Below are 20,774 nucleotides of genomic sequence, written 5' to 3'. Positions count from 1 at the left end.
TGGCGTCAGTCGAGGTGGTGGATGGGCCTCGCTCTCCCGCGACGCCGATCGAGCAAGCCATTGATCGAGTCTACCGCAGCCGCCGACGCGCGCTCGAATTTCCGACGGGCCCGGCCTCGAGCCCCACTAGAAGTGGAAGTGCGCCCCCAGCCCCAGATACTCCACGCGCTTCGTGTAGAACTGCCCGTCCGGCGAGTTCCCGTTGAAGTACTCGACGAGGAGCTGGAGGCTCCGCTCCAGCACGCGGACGCTCTCGAACTGGATGCCCGCGCGCACCGACACGTCCACGTTCCAGTTGTTCTCCTGCCGCGATTGTAAGTCGACCGCGGCCACCGGGCGGAGGTACTTGCCCGCCATCGTCCACGGGCTCCGGAACTCCACGCCCCCCTGCGTCGTCCACGGCTTGAGATCCGACGGATCCTGGTCGAACAGCCAGCCGCCCCCGCCGTAGATCCGGAAGCCGTAGGGCAGATCATAGGACAGCTTCAGGTCGAGGCTCTCGTAGCTCAGGTTGACCCGATCGACCCGCGTGCGCAGCAGGAACTCGTCGCCGAGGTGCGAGCTCTGGTGGAACACGCGCCCGAGCGCGGAGAACGGCCCGCGCCGCCACACTCCGTAGAGGGCCGCGAAGTAGTCGGCGTTGATCAGATCCTTCGACGGCGCGTCCAGCTCGAACATCGAGAACACGCCGGCCTGGATCCCGGCCTCCCACTGGCTGTCCGCGAAGGCGCCGCCCCGGAACAGCGGAATGGTCTCGCCGAAGCTCACCGCGCCCACGTTCCTGAAGTCGTCGTGGCTGTTCAGGTAGTAGCGGTACGAGGCCGCGAAATGCGGCCACCGCGGGTCGGCGAGGAGCGGCTGGAAGAGATGCCCGGTGGGCAGCACGCCGGTCGGCAGCGTCGAGGTGGCCAGCGGGGTCACCTCGGGTCCGGCGCCGGCCGGCGGCGGTGACGGCTGCCGCACGTCTACCCGCATCACGCCCGGCAGCGTGGCGAGCGTGGCCACGATCTTGTCGCGAGCCGCGGGGTCGATCTGGGTGGCGTCGATCGTCAGCACGCCGTGCGCCGCGGTCACCGCCCGCGGGCTCACCTTGAACTCGCGCTCGAGCACCGCGCCCGCGTACCCGGCCAGGTACGGATCGTCGAGCGGCGGAGCGGCGTGAGCGGAGGCCGGCAGTCCGAGCGAGAGCATACCCAGGCACGCGAGAAGCAGGCGAACACGCATCGTCATCCTCCACCCGCGCCGTAGCCGCGCCAGGTATACGACTGCACCGTCACCCGGTATGCGGCGGCCTTGGCGGGAGCCTTGACCTCGAAGTAGGAGCGATTGGATGGGGGCACGTCGCCGAGGACGTAGCCGGTCGTCGAGCCGACCGTCTGCCCGGACCCGTCGAGGGCTTCCACGCGCAGGCGCATCCCGGTGGCGTAGGAGCCCGCGCGCTCGTTGTAGACGTAGCCGCTGACCACCGTGCGGCCGCGTCGGTCTTCTTCCGCGCTCCACTCCACGCGCAGGTCCGGCGCCAGCGCGCGCCCGGTGATCTGGGCGCCGACCGGCCCGGCGATCAGCAGGGCCAGCAGCATGGCGATCGAGCCCGCGCTTGCGATCGAGCGGCGGGTACCCACGACGTCAACGGTTTGCCGCATCGCTGACCCTCCCGCCATTGTGCCCTGCCCATCAAGCGTGGCACAGGAGCACCGCTCGCGGCTCATGGAGGCCGCGAAGCGGCGGGAGGCCGGGGCGCCGAAGCGCTAGCTCTCTCCACCCTGGGCGTACTTTCGTACGCGCACTTTCTCCATCGTGATGAGGCCGCCCTGCATCATGCGGTCGACCGAGGGCAGGACCCGATCCAGGTGCTCCTGCGAGTCCACCACCTCGATCACCAGGGGCAGATCCGAGGAGAGCCGCAAGATGTTCGCGGTGTGCACCACCGAGTCGGGCCCGAATCCGGCCACCGCCCGGAGCACCGTGGCCCCGGCCAGGCCCTCGCGACGGAACAGCTCGAGCAGCGCGGCGTGGAGCGGCCGATGCTCCCACCGATCGCTCTCGCCGATGAAGACCCGCATCAGGACCTGTTCGCCATCCAGCTTGCGCACGGCTACCAGCCTCCCTTCCCCTCGACGAGCAGGCCGCCCAGGGCCAGGCCCGCGGTGCAGCCGCCGAGGCACAGCAGGGTCGTCAGGACGACGTATGCGGTCGCGGCCAGCCACGAGCCGGACTCGATGAGCTTGATGGCTTCGTAGGAGAACGACGAGTAGGTCGTGAAGCCCCCCATGACGCCCACCGCGAGCACCAGCCGGAGCGTGTCCGGGACCCACAACGTGCTCAGGCCGACGTGCTGGACCACGCCGATCAGGAAGGAGCCGAGCACGTTGATGATCAGCGTGCCATAGGGGAATTCGGGACCGAGCCACCGCACCGCGAGGCCGCCGAGCAGGTATCGGGCGCCGGTGCCCACCGCCCCGCCGCAGCAGATCAGCACGAAACGCGTCATGTCGGGCCCGCGACGGGTACCGGCGGCCTAGTCGATCGGAGGACGGCGATCCGCCCATGGCTGCGCGGCCTCGAAGGCGGCGGAGGCCGCGAGCACGGTGTGGTCGGCGTGACGGCGGCCGACGATCTGCAGGCCCACCGGCAGCCCCGCGCGCGTGAACCCGACCGGCACGCTCGCCGCCGGCTGACCGGTGAGGTTGAACGGGAAGCAGAACGGCATCCACCCGAGCGGCGACGACGGCGCGCCGTTGATCTCGTTGAGACCCGGCTTCCCCACCTCGAAGGGCGGCACCGCCACCGTCGGCGTGATCAGCAGGTCGAAGCGGGCCAGGAAGCGCTGCACCTCGGTCCAGAGCTCGTGGCGCCCGCGCAGGGCGCGGAGCAGCTGCGGGCTGGTGATCGTGGACCCGAACTTCAGGAAGGCGCGGAACGAGCGGTCCATCTTGTCGCCGTCGGACTCGAGCCGGTCGCCCCACGCGCTCCACGTCTCGGCGCCCACCGTGACCCGGAACATCTCCTCCGGATCCTCCCACGAAGGCGACACCACCTCGACGTGGCCGCCGAAGCTCTCGAAGCGCTCCGCCGCCGCCGCGCAGAGATCGGCCACCTCGGGATCGACGCGCGCATATCCCAGGTCGGGCGACCAGGCCACACTCAACCCCGCGATCCCCTCCCCGCACGCGGCGAGGAACGACCGGTCGGTCGCGGGTAGCGAGTAGCGATCGCGGTCGTCGGGACCCGCGATGACGTCGAGCATCAGGGCCGCGTCGCGCACGGTGCGGGTCATGGGGCCGGTGTGGGAGATGTTCTCCCAGCCCGGGAAGCCCGGTGCCTGCGGCACGCGGCCGAAGGACGGCTTCAGCCCGTAGATCCCGCAGAACGAGGCGGGCACCCGGATCGAGCCGCCGCCGTCGGTGCCGACCGCGAGCGGCCCGAGGCCAGTCGCCACCGCGACCGCGGCCCCGCCGCTGGAGCCGCCGGAGGTGAGGGCGGGATTCCACGGATTGCGGGTGATCCCGAGCAGCGGGCTCTCGGTCACCGCCTTGTGGCCGAACTCCGGGGTCGTGGTCTTGCCGACAATGATCGCGCCCGCCCCCTTGAGGCGCTCCACCGCGACTGCGTCCTCCTCGGGCACGTGGTCCGCGAACAGACGCGAGCCGCCGGTGGTCAACACCCGACGGGTGAACAGCAGATCCTTGATCGACACCGGCACCCCGTGCAGCGGGCCGAGCGTCTCGCCGGTCATCACCGCCACCTCGGCCGCGACGGCGGCGTCGCGCGCCTCCTCGGCGGTGACCGTCGCGAAGCAGTTGAGCGCGGGATTCAGGCGCTCGATGCGGGCCAGCACCGCGTCCACCACCTCGACCGGCGAGACCTTCTTCGCGCGGATGAGGCCGGCCACCTCCTGCGCGGGGAGCCAGACGAGGTCCGGGGCGGCCATCACGTGGCCGGGTTGATGCGGGCGACGGTGTATTCCACGTGAGTCGCTCCCTTGCCCTCGATGATGGTCAGGCGGCACAGATCGTCGCCCTTGCCGAACTCGGCCCACACTCCCGGGAAGTTCTCGGCGTTGACGAAGCGCTCGCTCTGCGTCTCACTCCACCCCGCGCGGGCGAGCAGCCGTCGTCCGTCGGCCAGCGTCGTCTCCAGGCTGCCCATGCTGAAGTAGATGAGGCGCGCCGCGGTGACCTTGGGCGAGCGGATGATCGCCCAGTCGTCGGAGTACGGCGTCCACTCCGCGGGCGTCGGCAGGTCGGGAAACGGCTGAAACGGCATCGGGTTCACCGCGGACGCACACGCCTGCAGCCACAGCGCCGCGCCGGCCACGATCGCACTCGGTCTCACGCGCGGGATTGTAACACTCACCTCCCGCCCTTCTCCCCGCCACCGCGGGCGGGCCGCGACGGTATCATCGTGGCCATGCATGAGACGGCTCGGGCGCGACTCGCCGCGTGGCTCGCGCGCCCGGACGTGGCCGCGCTCGATCCCGCCGGGGTCGCGGCACTGCGCGCCGCCCTCGCGGCGGACGACCCGCCGGTCACGGTGGGACGCGGCGGCACGCTGGTGGGCTATCGGCCCGGCTCCCCCCGTCGGCGCCTCGCGCAGTTCGATCGTCTGGGCCACCTGGTCGCGGCCTGCCGCTGGCGATCGGACGGCGCGCTCGCGTGGGCCAAGTGCCGGCTCGCCGACGAGCGCTGGCTCGGCATCGAGCCGGCCGCGGCGTCGCACCCGGCCTGGGGCGCCTCGGATCAGGTGTGGCTCCTGGAGCCCGACGCCCCATGGGCGCCGCGCGAGCCGATCACGCTCTTCCAGGCGCTCGACTACCGCCGGCCCGACTTCATTCCGCCGCTGCTCGAGCCGCGACGGCTGCCGCCCGGCGGCGGCACCGCGCTCCTGAACCTCGTCGCCGGGCTCATGAAGGACCACGGCGTGGCCACCGTGCGGTATCGCGGGCCCTATCCCACCGAGCAGCTGTTCACCGCGCTGCTGGAGTGCTTCCGCTACGACGCGCGCGAGGCCCTCCCGCTCGAGCGTTTCCTGGCCGATGGCGCGCTCGACTGGCACCCGGCCCCGTTCGAGACGCACCACGTGGCGCCGGGCGTGGTCGTGCATCTCCGGCACGAGGTCGAGAAGGTGACGCTGGACGGCGTCATGTTCTACCGCGCGCAGTGGCAGGAGATCCGCCGCCGGGAGCCCCGCGTCATCCGCGACGACGGCGATCGCCTCGTGTGCTCGCTGTGGGCCCTCGGCGGCTCGGTCGAGGACCGCCTCGTGCTCGATCGCCGGGGCGAGGTGCTGGACACGCCCGCCTCCCCGCCGGACTCGACCGCGCCGTCTCCGCTGCCGCCGGTGTGGCGGGCCGCCCTCGGCGACCTGATCGCCCGAGAGAGCGCCCCGGCCCTGGCCTCCTCCATCGCGGACGTCACCGCGATGCTCGATCTCGAGTGGGGACCGGTGCCCGGCGATCTCCTCCGCGCGCACGGGCAGCGGATCCGGCTCAATCGCCGGCTGCGGGAGGCGGCGGAAGCGGCGCTGGGTGGTGCGGCGTCACCTCAGGAGCGCGCCGAGCAGGCGCTGCGCTTCGTGCTGGAAATCGCGCGCCTGCTCGGCCCCGAGGTGCGCGCGCGCGCCCAAGCCCACCTCGAATCGCTCGGCGAGGAAGAGCAGCGCCGCATCCTGGAAAATGTGCCGGAGCCGCCGGAAGCGGTGGGCGAATCGGTGGGCCGGCTGATCAGCCTCGTGATTCGCGGCGGCGGGTAGCGGGCGGTTCACGTGTCACGGGTTGTCCGCCGCCTGTCTCACGGGGCGTCCGCCGCCTGGGGGAGTGCGGGGGCCATTTCTGGGCCCCCGCAGATGAAGAGAATTCCCCGGTGTCAGCCCAAGCGCGCAGTCCGAACCCCCAGCCCGCCTACGACTTGCCGGCGGAGCTGAAGAGCCAGACGTTGAAGAGGATGAAGCCGGCCACCGACGCCAGCGAGAGCGTGAAGTAGGCGAGGCAGATCGCCTCCTGGCGGGTGAGCCACGTGGCGGTGCGGATGCGCCGCCAGAGGGATTCGCGCACGAAGCGGACCGAATCGTGGTTGAGGGTCGGCACGCCGACCCATTCGACCAGGATGTGGTAGCCGTCCATCTCGAGGAACCAGAACGGGTAGAGGCTGATCAGGAAGGACTGCATCTGCAGCAGGGCCGAGGCGGCCAGGAAGCCCTGCATGAGCCCGGGCGAAAGCTGCGCGGCGATCCAGAAGCAGAAGAAGCCCAGGAAGAGATGGAACAGCGGCCCCGCGATCGCGTTGACCACGCGGGCCCGCCGGGTGGCCATGAAGATGTCGGTCACGTCGGCGTAGAACGTCGGGATGAAGCCGTGCAGGATCGTGAAACCGAATTCGCGCACCCGCCGCTTGTAGTGGACGCAGGCGAGCGCGTGGATGATCTGGTGATTGACCACGGTGAGCCAGAACACGATCTTCACGAGGAGGATCGCGATGAGCGGGTGGCTGGCCAGCCCGTGGGTCACCTCGGAGAGGTCGTGCCAGATCGTGATGGCGCTGCGCCCGCCCACCACCACCATGATCGCCAGCACGATCAGGGCCCACGGGGTGAAGAGGAGGAAGCCGCCGTAGCGGTACACGCGCTCGAAGAAGACGTGGGAGCGCCGGCTGGTCACGGTCAACCGCTCCAGCGCGTGGAGCGTGCCCTCCATCGCCCGCGCGGCCGGGTTGCGCCGGTTACGCGCGAGCACCGCGCGCAGGCGGGAGACCGGGCGCATGGTGAGCAGGTCCGCGCGGAGCAGCTTGACGATGAGGGTCGGGATGACCTCGAAGTCGAACGAGCCGTAGTGCAGCAGGTACGACGTCCCGATCTCCTGCAGCGAGGCGCGGCCGTCCATCTGCTCCCACAGGAACTTCTCGGTCTCGCTGATCTGGATGATCTGCTCGGTACGGCGGTTCTTGAGCGCGTAGGTCACCACGCCCTGCGGAGCGAAGGGCAGTCGGGCCATCTCCCAGTCGGCGTCCGGGATGCGCTGCGGGCGGCTGTGCAGGTAGGCGACCGCGCTCGCGATCTCGCGGGTCTCGAAGCCCTCGCCGTCGCTCTGGCGGACGAGCAGCTCGATGCGCGTGCGCTTCGGCCGGCTCTCCGCGGTCTTGTCCGAGGCCTCGCCCACGCTGACTCCGCGGCGCTACTTGTGCTCGATGTCGAGGCCGGTGGCCTCGAGCCCCCAGCGGGTGACCTCGGCGACCAGGTCGGAGGAATCGCGCAGGCGCTTGAAGGCCACCTGGGCCATGTGCTGGAAGAACTTCGCGGCGGCGAGCGGGCTCCCCGTGATGAACCGGTTCAGGCTGTCGCGGTCCAGGCTGTAGACCACGCTGTCGATCTCGGCCTGGCACGTGGCGGACCGGTGTGGCTCGTCGCCGAGCACGCTCATCTCGCCGAAGACCTCGCCCGGACCGAGCCGCGACAAAACCTGCTCGACGCGCCCGGTCACCGGCTTGGAGACCACGATGCTGCCGTCCTTGATGAGGAACAGCTCCTCGCCGGGGTCGCCGGCGCGGAAGAGCACGTCCCCCTTGCGCAGGCGACGCTCGCGGAACGACGGCCACAGGGCAAGGAGGACGGGCTCGTCGACGTCCTTGAACAACACGACGCGCCGCAGGAAGCCGATGTCGGGAAGGCTGGGCACTCAGCTCCGTCCGAGGGACGCCGACATCAGGTGGCCCAGCGCTTGAGCATCACGTTCTGGATGGCGCGAGCCCGCTCGCGATCCGAGACGTGAGACGTGCTCCCGAGCGCGTGCATGATGGCGGTCCTCTCGTCGCCGGTCAGATCGAAACCGGCCAGAACTCGCGCGGGGTCCTGCACCAGATCGGCGAGGAACTCCTTGTCGATCATCACTTGCCCGACCAGATCCTGGATGCCCTTGCCCGCCACGCCCTGACCTCGACCTTTCGGGGCCCGGACTGGCGGCCCACGACGTCAATTTAGCAGAGGTGGCGCGGTTTTGGAAGCAGTTGCTCACTCGTAGGAAGCGCGTCGATCGGCAGTCACGGTTGACCGGGGTCAACCGGCCGGCGGCCTGGTTCGTCGAACGAACAGGGAAAGTAAATGAACCGGCATGGGACAACCGTCAGAGCGGCGTGGAAGCCTCGAGGAGCCCCGAGTCACTCGTCGACGCCCACTACGGGCGGCTGCGCCGACTCTGTCGCGTGCTGCTGGGCGATCCGGAGGAGGCCGAGGACGTGGTGCAGGACGTGTTCCTGAAAGCCCACGAGGCGGCGCGGTTCGGGCGGCCTCCGATGGACTGGGGCGCGTGGCTCACCCGGGTCGCGGTGAATGCCTGTCACGACCGACGGCGGGCCGGCGGCTGGATGCGCTTCCGGTTCTGGAGCACGCCGGTCGAGGACACCGCGCTGGCCGCGGACATGCTCGGTCCCGGCGACGCCGCGGTCGGGGCGGAGACGCGGCGGCGGATCTGGGAGGCCTTTCGCGCGCTGCCCCGGCGTCAGCAGGAGGTGTTCGCCCTGCGCTACGTCGAGGAGCAATCCACGCAGGAGGTCGCCGCCGCCCTCGGCCTGACCGCGGGCAGCGTCAAGCGTCATCTCTATCGCGCGATCCGTCACCTCCGGCGCGCGCTGGGGGCGCCGGCATGAGCCGCTGCCTGTCGGACGACGCGCTCACCCGCGTGGTGGCCGAGCTGGCCACCGACGCCGAGCGGGCCCACGCGGCCTCCTGCGCCGCGTGCGCGCGTCGCGCGCGCCGGGTGCGCCACGATCTCACGACGATCGCCGCCGTGCTCCACGATACCCCGGAGCCCCGGCCGCGCGCGGCGGTGCTGCGCCGCCGCTGGCTGCCCGCCGCGGTCGGGCTCTCGGCCGCCGCGCTGGTCCTGCTGCTCTGGATCGAGGTGGCGGTGTGGCGCGCGGTCACTCCGGTCCCGCCCACCATGCAGCCGCAGGAGGTTGGGGCCATCCTCGCCGACGTCTCCGCGTCGCTGTTCTCGCTGACCGGCGGCCCCGTCGGCGCCGCGCCGACGCTGCCCGCGGTGGACGGGCCGGACGACCAGCCGCTCACGCTCGAGGCGATGGCGCAGGAGCTCGACAGCACGCTCATGGGCGGTGAGCCATGACGACCCGCGCGCGCGCGATTCGCGACGCGCTGATCGGACTGCTCGGCGGCCTCGTCCTGACCGCGGCGGCGAGCGGGCCCGCCCTCGCCCAGGCGCCGGGCCCGCCGCCCGGCCACGAGCCCGGCATGCACGGGGGCATCGGCCGCCCGGACGGCGAGCTGTGGCTGATGATCCGCTCGGCGAGCCTCACCCCGGAGCAGCAGGCCAAGGTGCGCGCGATCCTCTCCGCCCACCGCACCACCGCGCGGCCGTTGATCGAGCATCTTCGCGCCGCCCAGCAGGAGCTGGGTGCCAAGCTGCTCGCTCCCGGCGCGGTGCAGACCGGTGACATCCAGCCGCTGCTGCTCCGGATCAGCCAGCTGCGCGACAACCTGGCGCTCGACAGCGCCCAGGCCGTGCTCGAGGTGCGCGCGGTGCTCACTCCGGAGCAGCTCGCCCGCGCCGCGCAGATCCGGGAGCGCCTCAAGCAGCTTCGCGAGGAGATGCGCCAGCTCACCCAGCCGGCCCATCCCTGAGCTCGGCGCTTCGCGAATAGGTGGCCCCCGCCGACCGTCCACCGACTGCGATGTGGCCTTCTCTCCGCGCGCCGCTGCTGGCGGTGGTCCTCACGACCGCGATCGCGCTGCCCGCCCTCGCGCACGCGAGCCCGCCCGATTCGACATGGATCGCGGGCGTCTACGATGACGCCGACTCCGACGACGTCATCGTGCGCGTCACGTCGGCCGCCGGCGACGTGGCCTCGGGCCCCCCCGCCGACCTGCGCCCGCTGCACGCGCTGGTCCTCGGCCTCGTGCCCTGCGCCGAGTCGGCGACGGCCTCGCTCGCCGACCTCACCGCCCAGCCCCGCGCCCCGCCCACCCGCTAGCCTCTTCGATTCCGTTCCCCGCATCGACCCGCGCGGCGCGCACGTGGTCGTCACGCACCCTGTTTCAGATGAGGAGGATGCCATGCTCAAGTTCTGCGCGGTGCTGTTCGCGAGCGTCGTGATGTTCGGAATCCCGCCAGCCCGGGCTGAGTGGGTCGTCGAGATGGCGAACTGAGGAGGGCCGCCCAATGACCACCACGGCCCTCACCTCGACTCCCGATCTGCGGTCCCGCGGTGACCTCTGGGCCATCGTGCTCGCCGGAGGCGAAGGCCTGCGGCGGCGGGCCTCCCGATCGCTCCTGCGCCAGACTCTCGCGCGCGTCGCCCTGCTGGTGCCACCCGATCGCACCGTCGTGGTCACGCAGGCCGACCACGCCCGACTCGTCGGCGCCGAGCTGGCCGGCCGGCCCGCGGTGCACGTCCTGACTCAGCCATCCGACCGCGGCACCGCCGCCTCGGTCCTGCTGCCCGCTCACTGGATCCGTGCGCGCCACCCGCACGCGATGGTCGCGGTGTTCCCCGCTGATCACGTCATCCTCGCGGAGTCGGTCTTCCTGGGCCAGGTGGCCGAGGTGGTCCACTACGTGCGCGCGCATCCCGACTGGCTCGTGCTGCTCGGCGCGCCGCCCACCGACCCCGATCCCGACTACGGCTGGATCGAGCCCGGCCCGCGCCTGGGCTGGGCCGGCGGCGGCGCGGTCCACCAGGTGCGGGCATTCCGCGAGAAGCCGAGCCGGGAATCGGCGTGCCGCCTCTTCTCGCTCGGCGGCCTGTGGAGCACGTTCAGCTTCATCGCCGGCGTCGCCGCGCTGATCGAGGCCGGCCGGGCGTGCGTGCCGCTGCTCCACGACCGTCTGGTCCGCCTCGCCGTGTTCGCCGGCACGCAGTTCGAGGGGTGGGCGGTGCGGCAGGCCTACCTCTTCGCTCCCGCCGCCGACTTCTCGCGCTCCGTGCTCGCGTCGACGCTGCCCCGGTTGGCCGTCGCGCGCCTGCCGCCGTGCACGTGGTGCGACATCGGCGTCTCGGAGCGCGTGGCTCGAGCGCGCGCGGGCCGGGAATACGGGTCGATCGAATGATCGGGCGAAGCGCCGCGTCGAAGTATGCTACAAGCGGAGCCACACGGGAGGAAGCCCCGGCATGTCGGTCGAGACGAGCAAAACCGCGGAGATGGAGGGGTCATCCCCCACCCGCCGGACCTCCCGACGGATCTGGCTCATCTGCCTGGCTCTGGCCGGGCTTCTCGGCATCGGCGCCTACGTGGCCCTCAAGGTCCCCGGGCGGGCGCAGTCCGCCGCCCCGCCGGCCGCGCCGCGCGCGGTCCCGGTGGTGGTCAGTCCGGCGCGGTCGGGTGATCTCGCGGTGTATCTGTCCGGCATCGGCTCGGTCACGCCGCTCAGCACGGTGACGGTGCGAAGCCGCGTGGACGGCCAGCTGATGCGGACGCTGTTCCAGGAAGGCCAGAGCGTGAAGGCCGGCGATCTCCTGGCCGAGATCGACCCGCGCCCCTTCGAGACCCAGCTCACCCAGGCGGAAGGTCAGCTCGCGAAGGACGAGGCCGCGCTGAACAACGCGCGGCTCGACCTCGAGCGGTATCGCTCGCTCGTCAAGGGCGGCTTCATCCCGCAGCAGCAGCTCGACACGCAGGCGTCGACCGTGTCGCAGCTGTCCGCCGCGATCAAGTCCGACCAGGGGCAGATCGACAGCATCCGCCTGCAGCTCACCTACACCGAGATCCTCGCCCCGATCACCGGGCGCGCCGGACTGCGGCTGGTCGATCCCGGCAACATGGTGCACGCCAACGATCCGGGCGGGCTCGTGGTGCTGACCCAGGTGCAGCCGATCGCGGTGATCTTCACGATTCCCCAGGACAACCTGCCCGCGGTGCTCGCGCGCCAGCGCCAGGGCGGCGCGCTGCCGGTCGACGCGTACGATCGCGAGGGGCGGACGAAGATCGCCACCGGCACGCTGGTGGCGATCGACAACCAGATCGACGTGGGGACCGGCACGGTGCGGCTCAAGGCCTCGTTCGAGAACCGCGAGGGCGAGCTGTTCCCGAACCAGTTCGTCAACGCCCGCGTGCAGGTCGACGTGCTCAAGGGCGCGGTGCTGGTGCCGAACGACGCCGTCCAGCGCGGAGCCCAGGGCCCGTTCGTGTACGTGGCGAAGCCGGACAAGACGGTGGAGCTGCGGAAGGTCTCGCTCGGCCCCACCGAGGGCAACGTGACCGCGGTCCGCGAGGGCGTGGCCGCGGGCGACGCCCTCATCGTCGACGGCGTCGACAAGGTGCAAGAGCGCTCGCGCGTGGAGCCGACCGTGCGCGAGCGCCCGGCGGGGGCGCGCCCGGCGAAATGAACCCGTCGCGGCCGTTCATCCTGCGGCCGGTCGCCACCTCTCTCCTCACTGCCGCGATCGTCCTGGCCGGTCTCGTCGCGTACCGGCTCCTCTCCGTCTCGGCCCTGCCCCAGGTCGACTACCCGACCATGCAGGTGCAGACGTTCTATCCGGGCGCCAGTCCCGACGTGATGGCCTCCGCGGTCACCGCCCCGCTCGAGCGCCAGTTCGGCCAGATGCCCGGGCTGAAGCAGATGACCTCGACCAGCTCGGGCACCGCGTCGATCATCACGCTGCAGTTCGACCTGAACCTGGCGCTCGACATCGCCGAGCAGCAGGTGCAGGCGGCCATCAACGCGGCGACCTCGTTCCTGCCCCCCGATCTGCCCAATCCGCCGATCTACAGCAAGGTGAACCCGGCGGACGCGCCCATCCTCACCCTCGGGCTCACCTCGAAGGCGCTGCCCCTCACCACCGTGCAGGACCTGGCCGACACGCGGCTCCTGCCCAAGATCTCCCAGCTGCCCGGGGTCGGGCTCGTGTCGCTCAGCGGCGGGCAGAAGCCGGCCATCCGCATCCAGGCGAACCCGGCGCGGCTCGCCGCCAACTCGCTCACCCTCGAGGACCTGCGCGCCGCGGTGGCCAGCGCCAGCGTCAACCAGGCCAAGGGCAGCCTGGACGGCCCGCGCCAGGCCTTCACCATCGGGGCCAACGATCAGCTCGTCTCGAGCGAGCAGTACCGCAACCTGGTCATCGCCTATCGCAACGGCGCGCCGGTGCATCTCTCCGACGTGGCCGACACCATCGACGACGCGGAGAACGTGCGCCAGGCCGCGTGGATGGGCACCGAGCCGGCGGTGATCGTCAACATCCAGCGCCAGCCGGGCGCCAACCTGATCCAGGTGGTGGACCGGGTGAAGCGGCTCCTGCCCACGCTCGAGTCCACCCTGCCCTCGGCGGTGACGGTGTCGGTCCTGACCGACCGCACCATCACCATCCGGGCTTCGGTCCACGACGTGCAGATCGAGCTGACCCTCGCGGTGATCCTGGTGGTGCTGGTGATCTTCCTGTTCCTGGGCAGCCCCGCGGCCACGTTCATCCCGTCGATCGCGGTGCCGGTGTCGATCATCGGCACCTTCGCGGTCATGTACGCGCTGGGCTTCAGCCTGAACAACCTCTCCCTGATGGCGCTGACCATCGCCACCGGCTTCGTGGTGGACGACGCGGTGGTGATGATCGAGAACATCGCGCGCTACATCGAGGCCGGCGACCCGCCGCTGCGGGCCGCGCTCAAGGGGTCCGCGCAGATCGGCTTCACCATCCTCTCCCTGACCGTGTCCCTGATCGCGGTGCTCATCCCGCTGCTGTTCATGGGCGACATCGTGGGCCGCCTCTTCCGCGAGTTCGCGATCACCCTGAGCGCGGCGATCCTGGTGTCGGCCGCGGTGTCGTTGACCCTGACCCCCATGCTCTGCGCGAAGCTGCTGCACCATCGCCCGGCGCAGGAGGCCGGGCGCGTGGCCCGCGCCTCGCAGGCCGTCTTCAGTCGCGTGCTCGCGCTCTACGCGCGCACGCTTCGCGCCGTCCTGAATCACCAGCCCCTGACCCTGGTCGTGGCGGTGGCGACCCTCGGGCTCACCCTCGTGCTCTACACCGTGGTGCCGAAGGGCCTGTTTCCGGTGCAGGACACCGGGGTGATCCTCGGCATCTCGGAGGCGCCGCAGTCGGTGTCGTTCCCCGCGATGGCCCAGCGCCAGCAGGCCCTCGCCCGGGCCATCCTGGACGACCCGGCGGTGCAGACGCTCTCCGGGTTCATCGGCGTGGACGGCACCAACGTGACGCTCAACAGCGGGCGCATCCTGATCACGCTCAAGCCGCTCGACGAGCGCCGGGTGGGCGCGCGCGACGTCATCGAGCGGCTGCGCCCGCGCCTGGCCCAGGTGCCGGGCATCACGCTCTATCTGCAGCCCGTGCAGGACCTCACGGTGGAGGACCGGGTCAGCCGCACCCAGTACCAGTACAGCCTGGAGACGCCGAGCCTGGCCGAGCTGAACACGTGGGCGCCCCGCCTCGTCGAGCGCCTGCGCGGCCGGCCCGAGCTCCGAGACGTCGCGAGCGATCAGCAGGACCAGGGGCTCGAGACCTCGGTGCGCATCGACCGCAATACCGCCGCGCGCCTCGGCATCACCCCGCAGATGATCGACGACGCGCTCTACAACGCGTTCGGCCAGCGCCAGATCTCCACGATCTTCACCCAGCTGAACCAGTACCGGGTGGTGCTGGAGGTCAAGCCCGAGTTCCGGCAGGATCCCGCGGCCCTCAACCAGATCTACCTGCGCTCGAGCACCGGCGGGCAGGTGCCGCTCTCCACCTTCACGACCTTCGAGGAGCGGGCCAGCCCGCTGCTGGTGAGCCACCAGGGCCAGTTCCCGGCGGTGACCGTCTCGTTCAATCTCGCCCCCGGCACCTCGCTCGGCGAGGCGGTCGACGCCATCGAGCAGGCCCGGCGCGACATCCGGATGCCCGCCTCGATCGAGGCCAGCTTCCAGGGCGCGGCTCGCGCCTTCCAGGCCTCGCTCGCCAACGAGCCGCTCCTGATCCTGGCCGCGGTGGTGTGCGTCTACATCGTGCTGGGCGTGCTGTACGAGAGCTGGATCCACCCGGTCACGATCCTGTCCACGCTGCCCTCGGCGGGGGTGGGCGCGCTGCTCGCCCTGCTCGCGGCCCGTCTGGACCTCAGCGTGATCGCGCTGATCGGCATCATCTTGCTGATCGGCATCGTGATGAAGAACGCGATCATGATGATCGACTTCGCGCTGGACGCCCAGCGCACCGAGGGCAAGCCGGCCCCCGAGGCGATCTACCAGGCGTGCCTGCTCCGCTTCCGCCCCATCGTCATGACCACCATGGCCGCGCTCCTGGGTGGCGTGCCCCTCGCGCTGGGCCAGGGCGTGGGCTCCGAGCTGCGCCAGCCGCTCGGGGTGGCGATCGTGGGCGGGCTCATCATGAGCCAGCTCCTCACGCTCTACACCACGCCGGTCATCTACCTGGCCTTCGACCGCCTCGTCTCGCCCGCGGTCCGCCGGCGCGCGGTCCCCGCCGGCGCGCCCGTCGAGCCCTCGCGGCCGTGAACCTCTCCGGCCCGTTCATCCGGCGGCCCGTCGGCACCACGCTGCTCACGCTCGCGCTGGTCTTGGCCGGGACCATCGGCTTCCGGCTCTTGCCGGTGGCGCCGCTGCCCCAGGTGGACTTCCCGACCATCAGCGTCTCGGCCGGTCTTCCCGGGGCGAGCCCGGAGACGATGGCCTCGGCGGTGGCCACCCCGCTCGAGCGCCAGTTCTCGCGCATCGCCGCGGTGAACGAGATGACCTCGACGAGCTTCCTCGGCTCGACGAGCGTGGCCCTGCAGTTCGATCTCTCGCGCGACATCAACGGCGCGGCGCGCGACGTGCAGTCGGCCATCAATGCGGCGAGCGGCCAGCTGCCGTCGAACCTGCCGAGCAATCCCACCTACCGGAAGGTCAATCCGGCCGACGCGCCGATCATGATCCTCGCGCTGACCTCGGCCACCGCGAGCACCGGGCAGCTCTACGACATGGCCTCGACGATCCTCCAGCAGAAGCTGGCCCAGATCGACGGCGTCGGCCAGGTCTTCGTGGGCGGCAGCTCGCTGCCCGCGGTGCGGGTGGAGCTGAACCCGCACGCGCTGGCCCGCTACAACATCGGCCTGGAGGACGTGCGCGCGGTTCTGGCCAGCGCCAACGTCAACCGCCCGAAGGGTCAGATCCACGGGACGCAGCGGGCGTGGGAGCTGCGCACCAGCGATCAGCTCCGCCACGCCAGCGAGTACCGGCCACTGCTGGTGGCCTGGCGCAACGGGGCGGCGGTGCGGCTGTCCGACGTGGCCGAGGTGGTGGATTCCGTCGAGGACCTGCGCGCGGTCGGCATCGCCAACGGCAAGCCCGCCGCCCTGATCATCATCTTCCGCCAGCCCGGCGCCAACATCATCGAGACGGTGGACCGGATCCGCGAGGCCGACCCCGAGCTGCACGCGCTCCTGCCCGCCGACGTGACGCTGACCCCGGTGCTCGATCAGACCGTCACCATCCGCGCCTCGGTGGGAGACGTCGAGCACGCCCTGATGATCTCGGTGGCCCTGGTGGTGCTGGTGGTGTTCCTGTTCCTGCGCGACTGGCGGGCCACCGCGATCCCCGGCGTGGTGGTGCCGGTGTCGCTGGTCGGCACCTTCGCGTTCATGTACCTGATCGGCTACTCCATCGACAACCTGTCGCTGATGGCCCTGACGGTGGCCACCGGCTTCGTGGTGGACGACGCGATCGTGGTGGTCGAGAACGTCACGCGCCACCTCGAGGCGGGCATGTCGACCCTGGAGGCCGCGGTCACCGGCGCGCGCGAGATCGGCTTCACCGTGCTCTCCATGTCGATCTCGCTGGTCGCGGTGTTCATCCCGATCTTGTTGATGGGCGGCCTGATCGGCCGGCTGTTCCGCGAGTTCGCGGTGGTGCTCTCGGTCGCGGTGCTGGTCTCGCTGGTGATCTCGCTCACCGCCACCCCGATGATGTGCGCGCGCCTGCTCCGCTCGCACGCCGACCGGCCCCGCGGCCGCCTCTACCGGGCCGGCGAGTGGGTGTTCGACCGGATCCAGGGCGGCTACGCGAGGAGCCTGAGCTGGTCCCTGCGCTACCGGCGCACCGTGCTGCTCATCGCGACCGTCACCCTGGGGCTGACCGCGTACCTCTTCGTGGTGATCCCCAAGGGCTTCTTCCCCCAGCAGGACAACGGCCGGCTCACCGGCTCGATCGTGGCCTCGCAGGACATTTCCTTTCAGGCCATGCGCGACAAGGTGACCCGGCTCGCCGCGATCGTGCAGGCCGATCCGGGGGTGGCCACCGCCACCACCTACACCGGCGGCGGCGGCGGACGCGGCACCACCGTGAACACCGCGCGCATGTTCGTGGCGCTCAAGCCGCGCCACCAGCGCGACGCGAGCGCGGACCAGATCATCACGCGCCTGCGGCCCAAGCTCGCGCGGGTGGCCGGCGCGACCCTCTACCTGCAGGCGGTGCAGGACATCCGGCTGGGCGGCCGCCGCGGCAACGCGCAGTACCAGTACTCCTTCCAGGCCGACAGCCTTCGCGATTTGAGCGAGTGGGCGCCGCGCATGCTGGCGGCCCTGCGCGATCTGCCCCAGCTGCGTGACGTGTCGAGCGACCAGCAGGACGCGGGCCTGCAGGTGCCGCTCACCATCGACCGGGCCACCGCGGCCCGCCTGGGCGTGAGCACGCGCCTGATCGACGAGACGCTCTACAGCGCCTTCGGCCAGCGGCAGGTGTCCACCATCTACACGTCGCTGAACCAGTACCACGTGGTGATGGAGGTGGCCCCCGAGTTCTGGCAGAGCCCCGACGCCCTGCGCGGCATCTACGTCCGCTCCACCGCCGGCACCCAGGTGCCGCTCACCGCGCTGACCCGGTTCGAGCCGAGCGCGGCGCCGCTGCAGGTCAACCACCAGGGCCTCTTCCCGGCGGTGACCATCTCCTTCAACCTGGCCCCCGGGGTGGCGCTGGGCGACGCGGTGACCGCGGTCGAGGGCGCGGCCCGCCGCATCGGGCTGCCCGCGAGCATCCAGGGCAAGTTCGCGGGAGTGGCCCAGGCCTTCCAGGATTCGCTGGCCACCCAGCCCCTGCTGATCCTGGCCGCGCTGCTGACGGTGTACGTGGTGCTGGGCGTCCTCTACGAGAGCTACGTGCACCCGCTCACCATCCTGTCCACCCTGCCGTCGGCGGGCGTGGGCGCGCTGCTCGCGCTCATGGCCTTCGACATGGAGCTGTCGATCATCGCGCTGATCGGCATCATCCTGCTCATCGGCATCGTGAAGAAGAACGCGATCCTGGTCATCGACGTCGCGCTCGACCTCGAGCGGCGCGAGGGCCGCGCCCCCCACGACGCGATCTACCACGCGTGCCTGCAGCGGCTCCGGCCCATCCTGATGACCACGATGGCCGCGCTGCTCGGCGCTCTGCCCCTGGCCCTGGGCGCCGGCATCGGATCGGAGCTGCGGCGGCCCCTCGGCGTGTCCATCGTGGGCGGGCTGCTGCTGAGCCAGCTGCTGACGCTCTACACGACCCCCGTGATCTACCTGTTCCTGGAGCGCTGGCGGTTGCGCACCGCCGCGGGCTGGGGCCGCATCGGCGAGCGCATCGGCATCCGCCGGCCCGCTCCCGGCATCAGCGGCGGCAGCGGCACCTGACCCCGTCGTCCCCGAGAGAGAGGAGCCTCGCATGCAGCTCGATCCGCGCACGATGAAGTCGGAGGCCACCTACAAGCTGCTGATCGGCTGCGTGGTGCCGCGGCCGATCGCCTGGGTCTCCACGGTGAGCGCCGACGGCGTCCACAACCTCGCCCCGTTCAGCTTCTTCATGGGCGTCTGCGGGGACCCGCCCACCATCGCGTTCTCCTCGGGCCCGCGCGCGACTGACCGCAAGGACACCGTGCGCAACGCCGAGCACACGGGCGACTTCGTGGTGAACATCGTGGACGACGACCGCGCCGAGCAGATGAACCTGAGCTCGGGGGAGTACCCGCCCGAGGTGGACGAGTTCGCGCTGACCGGGCTCACCGCCGCGCCGGGCGTGCGGGTGCGCGCCCCGCGCGTGCTGCAGGCTCCGGTCAGCCTCGAGTGCCGCGTGGCCCAGATCATCCCGGTGGGCCACGGCCCCCACCAGCTGGTCCTGGGCGAGATCGTCTACTTCCACGTGCGCGAGGACGTCTACGACGCGGGCACCGGGCGCATCGACGTGGGACGCCTGAAGCCGGTCGGCCGTCTCGCCGGGCACCAGTACGCCTACATCCACGACATCTTCGAGATGAAGCGGCCGAACGAGAACTACCGGGGGTAAATTCGGAGAGGGGCGATTTCCACCTGACAACCGGCGTGGGACGGTTTATGGTAGCCGCCGTGATCTCCGTGTTCGCGCTCTGCAGCGGCGCGCTCGAGCTGGACCGCGCCAGCATGCTCGACGATCTCCCGGCCGGCCAGCCGTGGACGGTGCCGGTGATGAGCGTCCTCGTCGCGCATCCGAAGGGCCGCCTGCTCTTCGACACCGGCGTGCACTGCCAGGTCCGCGTCGATCCGATCTCGCGCATGGGCCCGGAGCGGGCCAAGCGCCTGACCGACCGGTCGAAGGCGGGCGAGGACATCGTGCCGCAGCTGGCGCTCCTCGGCCTCGCCCCCGACGACGTGCGCTACGTGGCCAACTCGCACCTGCACTTCGACCACTGCGGCGGCAACGAGTTCTTCCCCCGCTCCACCTTCCTCGTGCAGAAGGCGGAGATGGACGCGGCGCGGCGGCCTGGCTTCGCCCCCGGCTACAATCCGAGCCCGCTCGATTTCGACCATCCCCTGGACTACCGGCTCGTCGACGGCGAGCACGACGTCTTCGGCGATGGCACCGTGCTCCTGTTCCCCACCTTCGGCCACACGCCGGGGCACCAGTCGCTGCGCGTGCGCGCCGGGAAGGGCCCGGACCTGGTCTGCGCGGCCGACGCCTGCTATACGCGGGAGAACATGGACCGCGACGTGCTGCCGCGCGTCCTGTGGAGCGCGCCGATCATGCGCGAGTCGCTGGCCACGCTGCGACGGCTGCGCGATCAGGCGGGCGCCACCGTGTTCTACGGGCACGATCCCGCGCAGTGGCAGGCCACCCCGCACGCCCCCGCACCCGTCATCTGAGCCGGAGGCGCGCGTGAGCGGGAGCGCCGCGCCCGGAGTCGCCGCGAGCCACCGGCGAGCCCACGACGAAAGGCGGACGACATGAGCGCAGCCCCGGCCGCCACGCGGCCCGAAGACGATCCGGAGCTGGCGGGACGGGTGGCCATCGTCACCGGCGGCGGCGCCGCGGGCGACGGCATCGGCAACGGACGCGCGGCCTGCATCCTCCTCGCCCGCAGCGGCACCCGCGTGCTCGTCGTCGATCGCGACGAGGGCCTCGCCACGCGCACCGCCGAGATGATCGCCGCGGAGGGCGGCACCGCGTCGGCTCTCGCGGGCGACGTCACCGACGAGGCGCAGTGCGCGGCCATGGCCCGCGAGGCGGCGAGCCGCTACGGCCGCGTCGACTTCCTGGTCAACAACGTGGGCATCGGCAGCAAGGGCAGCGTGGTCGAGGAGAAGCCCGAGACCTGGCGGCGGGTGATGCAGGTCAACGTCGAGACCATGTTCCTCGCCTCCAGGGCCGTGATCCCCGAGATGATCCGCACCGCCAAGGGCGGAGCCATCGTGAACATCTCGTCGATCTCGGCCCTGCGCCCGCGCGGCCTCACCACCTACTCCGCCTCCAAGGGCGCGGTGATCGCGCTCAGCCGGGCCATGGCGGTGGATCACGGCCGCGACGGCATCCGCGTCAACTGCATCGCCCCCGGCCCGGTGTACACCCCGATGGTCTA

Annotated in this window: 21 protein-coding genes; 12 read left to right on the top strand and 9 right to left on the bottom strand. The window is 71.2% G+C overall.

Annotated elements, in window-relative coordinates:
* Positions 1 to 126: 126 nt before the first annotated feature.
* The 6 genes from VKN16_03180 to VKN16_03155 form a co-directional block, all read right to left on the bottom strand.
* On the bottom strand, positions 127 to 1,224 hold the full coding sequence (locus VKN16_03180; protein HME93210.1) for a DUF1207 domain-containing protein: 1,098 nt from the start codon (positions 1,222 to 1,224) through the stop codon (positions 127 to 129).
* Positions 1,225 to 1,226: 2 nt separating this feature from the next.
* Positions 1,227 to 1,643: an FxLYD domain-containing protein gene (locus tag VKN16_03175; protein HME93209.1), complete on the bottom strand. Its 417-nt coding sequence runs from the start codon at positions 1,641 to 1,643 to the stop codon at positions 1,227 to 1,229.
* Positions 1,644 to 1,748: 105 nt separating this feature from the next.
* Positions 1,749 to 2,093, bottom strand: coding sequence for a DUF190 domain-containing protein (locus tag VKN16_03170; GenBank protein ID HME93208.1), 345 nt, complete (start codon positions 2,091 to 2,093; stop codon positions 1,749 to 1,751).
* 2 nt (positions 2,094 to 2,095) lie between these two features.
* Positions 2,096 to 2,491, bottom strand: a complete 396-nt coding sequence (gene crcB / locus VKN16_03165; GenBank protein ID HME93207.1) for a fluoride efflux transporter CrcB — start codon at positions 2,489 to 2,491, stop codon at positions 2,096 to 2,098.
* A 27-nt stretch (positions 2,492 to 2,518) separates the two neighbouring features.
* On the bottom strand, positions 2,519 to 3,931 hold the full coding sequence (locus tag VKN16_03160; protein ID HME93206.1) for an amidase: 1,413 nt from the start codon (positions 3,929 to 3,931) through the stop codon (positions 2,519 to 2,521).
* Positions 3,931 to 4,335, bottom strand: coding sequence for a hypothetical protein (locus VKN16_03155; protein ID HME93205.1), 405 nt, complete (start codon positions 4,333 to 4,335; stop codon positions 3,931 to 3,933). Before VKN16_03155 ends, VKN16_03160 begins: the two co-directional genes overlap by 1 nt.
* Before the next feature lie 75 nt (positions 4,336 to 4,410).
* Here VKN16_03155 and VKN16_03150 point away from each other — a divergent pair, with 75 nt between their 5' ends.
* A complete protein-coding gene (locus VKN16_03150; GenBank protein HME93204.1) occupies positions 4,411 to 5,751 on the top strand; it encodes a hypothetical protein in 1,341 nt (446 codons plus the stop codon).
* Between the two features lie 148 nt (positions 5,752 to 5,899).
* Here VKN16_03150 and VKN16_03145 read toward each other — a convergent pair whose 3' ends face one another.
* Genes VKN16_03145 through VKN16_03135 form a run of 3 tightly spaced genes read right to left on the bottom strand, consistent with a single transcriptional unit; the run spans position 5,900 to position 7,917 of the window.
* Positions 5,900 to 7,153, bottom strand: a complete 1,254-nt coding sequence (locus tag VKN16_03145; GenBank protein HME93203.1) for a hypothetical protein — start codon at positions 7,151 to 7,153, stop codon at positions 5,900 to 5,902.
* A gap of 15 nt (positions 7,154 to 7,168) precedes the next feature.
* Positions 7,169 to 7,669 (bottom strand): cyclic nucleotide-binding domain-containing protein, encoded by a 501-nt coding sequence (locus VKN16_03140; protein ID HME93202.1) that lies wholly within the window; start codon positions 7,667 to 7,669, stop codon positions 7,169 to 7,171.
* A gap of 26 nt (positions 7,670 to 7,695) precedes the next feature.
* Positions 7,696 to 7,917 (bottom strand): hypothetical protein, encoded by a 222-nt coding sequence (locus VKN16_03135; GenBank protein ID HME93201.1) that lies wholly within the window; start codon positions 7,915 to 7,917, stop codon positions 7,696 to 7,698.
* 206 nt (positions 7,918 to 8,123) lie between these two features.
* On the opposite strand from VKN16_03135, the gene VKN16_03130 reads away from it, so the two are divergent.
* The 11 genes from VKN16_03130 to VKN16_03080 all read left to right on the top strand — a co-directional run.
* Positions 8,124 to 8,636: a sigma-70 family RNA polymerase sigma factor gene (locus VKN16_03130; GenBank protein ID HME93200.1), complete on the top strand. Its 513-nt coding sequence runs from the start codon at positions 8,124 to 8,126 to the stop codon at positions 8,634 to 8,636.
* The gene (locus VKN16_03125) at positions 8,633 to 9,112 is read left to right on the top strand and encodes a hypothetical protein (protein HME93199.1); all 480 of its coding nucleotides are present in this window, start codon (positions 8,633 to 8,635) and stop codon (positions 9,110 to 9,112) included. The genes VKN16_03130 and VKN16_03125 overlap by 4 nt, the downstream gene beginning before the upstream one ends.
* Positions 9,109 to 9,627: a periplasmic heavy metal sensor gene (locus tag VKN16_03120; protein ID HME93198.1), complete on the top strand. Its 519-nt coding sequence runs from the start codon at positions 9,109 to 9,111 to the stop codon at positions 9,625 to 9,627. Before VKN16_03125 ends, VKN16_03120 begins: the two co-directional genes overlap by 4 nt.
* Before the next feature lie 50 nt (positions 9,628 to 9,677).
* Entirely contained in the window at positions 9,678 to 9,977 is a 300-nt protein-coding gene (locus VKN16_03115; protein ID HME93197.1) for a hypothetical protein, read from the top strand.
* A 188-nt stretch (positions 9,978 to 10,165) separates the two neighbouring features.
* Positions 10,166 to 11,053 (top strand): sugar phosphate nucleotidyltransferase, encoded by an 888-nt coding sequence (locus tag VKN16_03110; GenBank protein ID HME93196.1) that lies wholly within the window; start codon positions 10,166 to 10,168, stop codon positions 11,051 to 11,053.
* 61 nt (positions 11,054 to 11,114) lie between these two features.
* The gene (locus VKN16_03105) at positions 11,115 to 12,329 is read left to right on the top strand and encodes an MdtA/MuxA family multidrug efflux RND transporter periplasmic adaptor subunit (protein HME93195.1); all 1,215 of its coding nucleotides are present in this window, start codon (positions 11,115 to 11,117) and stop codon (positions 12,327 to 12,329) included.
* Entirely contained in the window at positions 12,326 to 15,439 is a 3,114-nt protein-coding gene (locus VKN16_03100; GenBank protein HME93194.1) for a multidrug efflux RND transporter permease subunit, read from the top strand. Before VKN16_03105 ends, VKN16_03100 begins: the two co-directional genes overlap by 4 nt.
* Entirely contained in the window at positions 15,436 to 18,579 is a 3,144-nt protein-coding gene (locus VKN16_03095) for a multidrug efflux RND transporter permease subunit (protein HME93193.1), read from the top strand. Before VKN16_03100 ends, VKN16_03095 begins: the two co-directional genes overlap by 4 nt.
* A 31-nt stretch (positions 18,580 to 18,610) precedes the next feature.
* Positions 18,611 to 19,228, top strand: a complete 618-nt coding sequence (locus VKN16_03090) for a flavin reductase family protein (protein ID HME93192.1) — start codon at positions 18,611 to 18,613, stop codon at positions 19,226 to 19,228.
* A 59-nt stretch (positions 19,229 to 19,287) separates the two neighbouring features.
* On the top strand, positions 19,288 to 20,061 hold the full coding sequence (locus VKN16_03085) for an N-acyl homoserine lactonase family protein (protein ID HME93191.1): 774 nt from the start codon (positions 19,288 to 19,290) through the stop codon (positions 20,059 to 20,061).
* Positions 20,062 to 20,142: 81 nt separating this feature from the next.
* Positions 20,143 to 20,774 (top strand): SDR family oxidoreductase (locus VKN16_03080; protein HME93190.1); only part of this gene is annotated, 632 nt, incomplete at its 3' end.

Source organism: Candidatus Methylomirabilota bacterium, from assembly GCA_035315345.1.
GTDB lineage: Bacteria > Methylomirabilota > Methylomirabilia > Rokubacteriales > CSP1-6 > CAMLFJ01.
Note: the sequence above shows the minus strand (reverse complement) of the source record. Positions and strands in the feature narration are given on the sequence as shown.

Coding starts and splice junctions, on each gene's coding strand:
- VKN16_03180 (HME93210.1), bottom strand. CDS start 1,224: ATGCGTGTTCGCCTGCTTCTCGCGTGCCTGGGTATGCTCTCGCTCGGA.
- VKN16_03175 (HME93209.1), bottom strand. CDS start 1,643: ATGCGGCAAACCGTTGACGTCGTGGGTACCCGCCGCTCGATCGCAAGC.
- crcB (HME93207.1), bottom strand. CDS start 2,491: ATGACGCGTTTCGTGCTGATCTGCTGCGGCGGGGCGGTGGGCACCGGC.
- VKN16_03160 (HME93206.1), bottom strand. CDS start 3,931: ATGGCCGCCCCGGACCTCGTCTGGCTCCCCGCGCAGGAGGTGGCCGGC.
- VKN16_03150 (HME93204.1), top strand. CDS start 4,411: ATGCATGAGACGGCTCGGGCGCGACTCGCCGCGTGGCTCGCGCGCCCG.
- VKN16_03125 (HME93199.1), top strand. CDS start 8,633: ATGAGCCGCTGCCTGTCGGACGACGCGCTCACCCGCGTGGTGGCCGAG.
- VKN16_03120 (HME93198.1), top strand. CDS start 9,109: ATGACGACCCGCGCGCGCGCGATTCGCGACGCGCTGATCGGACTGCTC.
- VKN16_03115 (HME93197.1), top strand. CDS start 9,678: ATGTGGCCTTCTCTCCGCGCGCCGCTGCTGGCGGTGGTCCTCACGACC.
- VKN16_03110 (HME93196.1), top strand. CDS start 10,166: ATGACCACCACGGCCCTCACCTCGACTCCCGATCTGCGGTCCCGCGGT.
- VKN16_03105 (HME93195.1), top strand. CDS start 11,115: ATGTCGGTCGAGACGAGCAAAACCGCGGAGATGGAGGGGTCATCCCCC.
- VKN16_03100 (HME93194.1), top strand. CDS start 12,326: ATGAACCCGTCGCGGCCGTTCATCCTGCGGCCGGTCGCCACCTCTCTC.
- VKN16_03090 (HME93192.1), top strand. CDS start 18,611: ATGCAGCTCGATCCGCGCACGATGAAGTCGGAGGCCACCTACAAGCTG.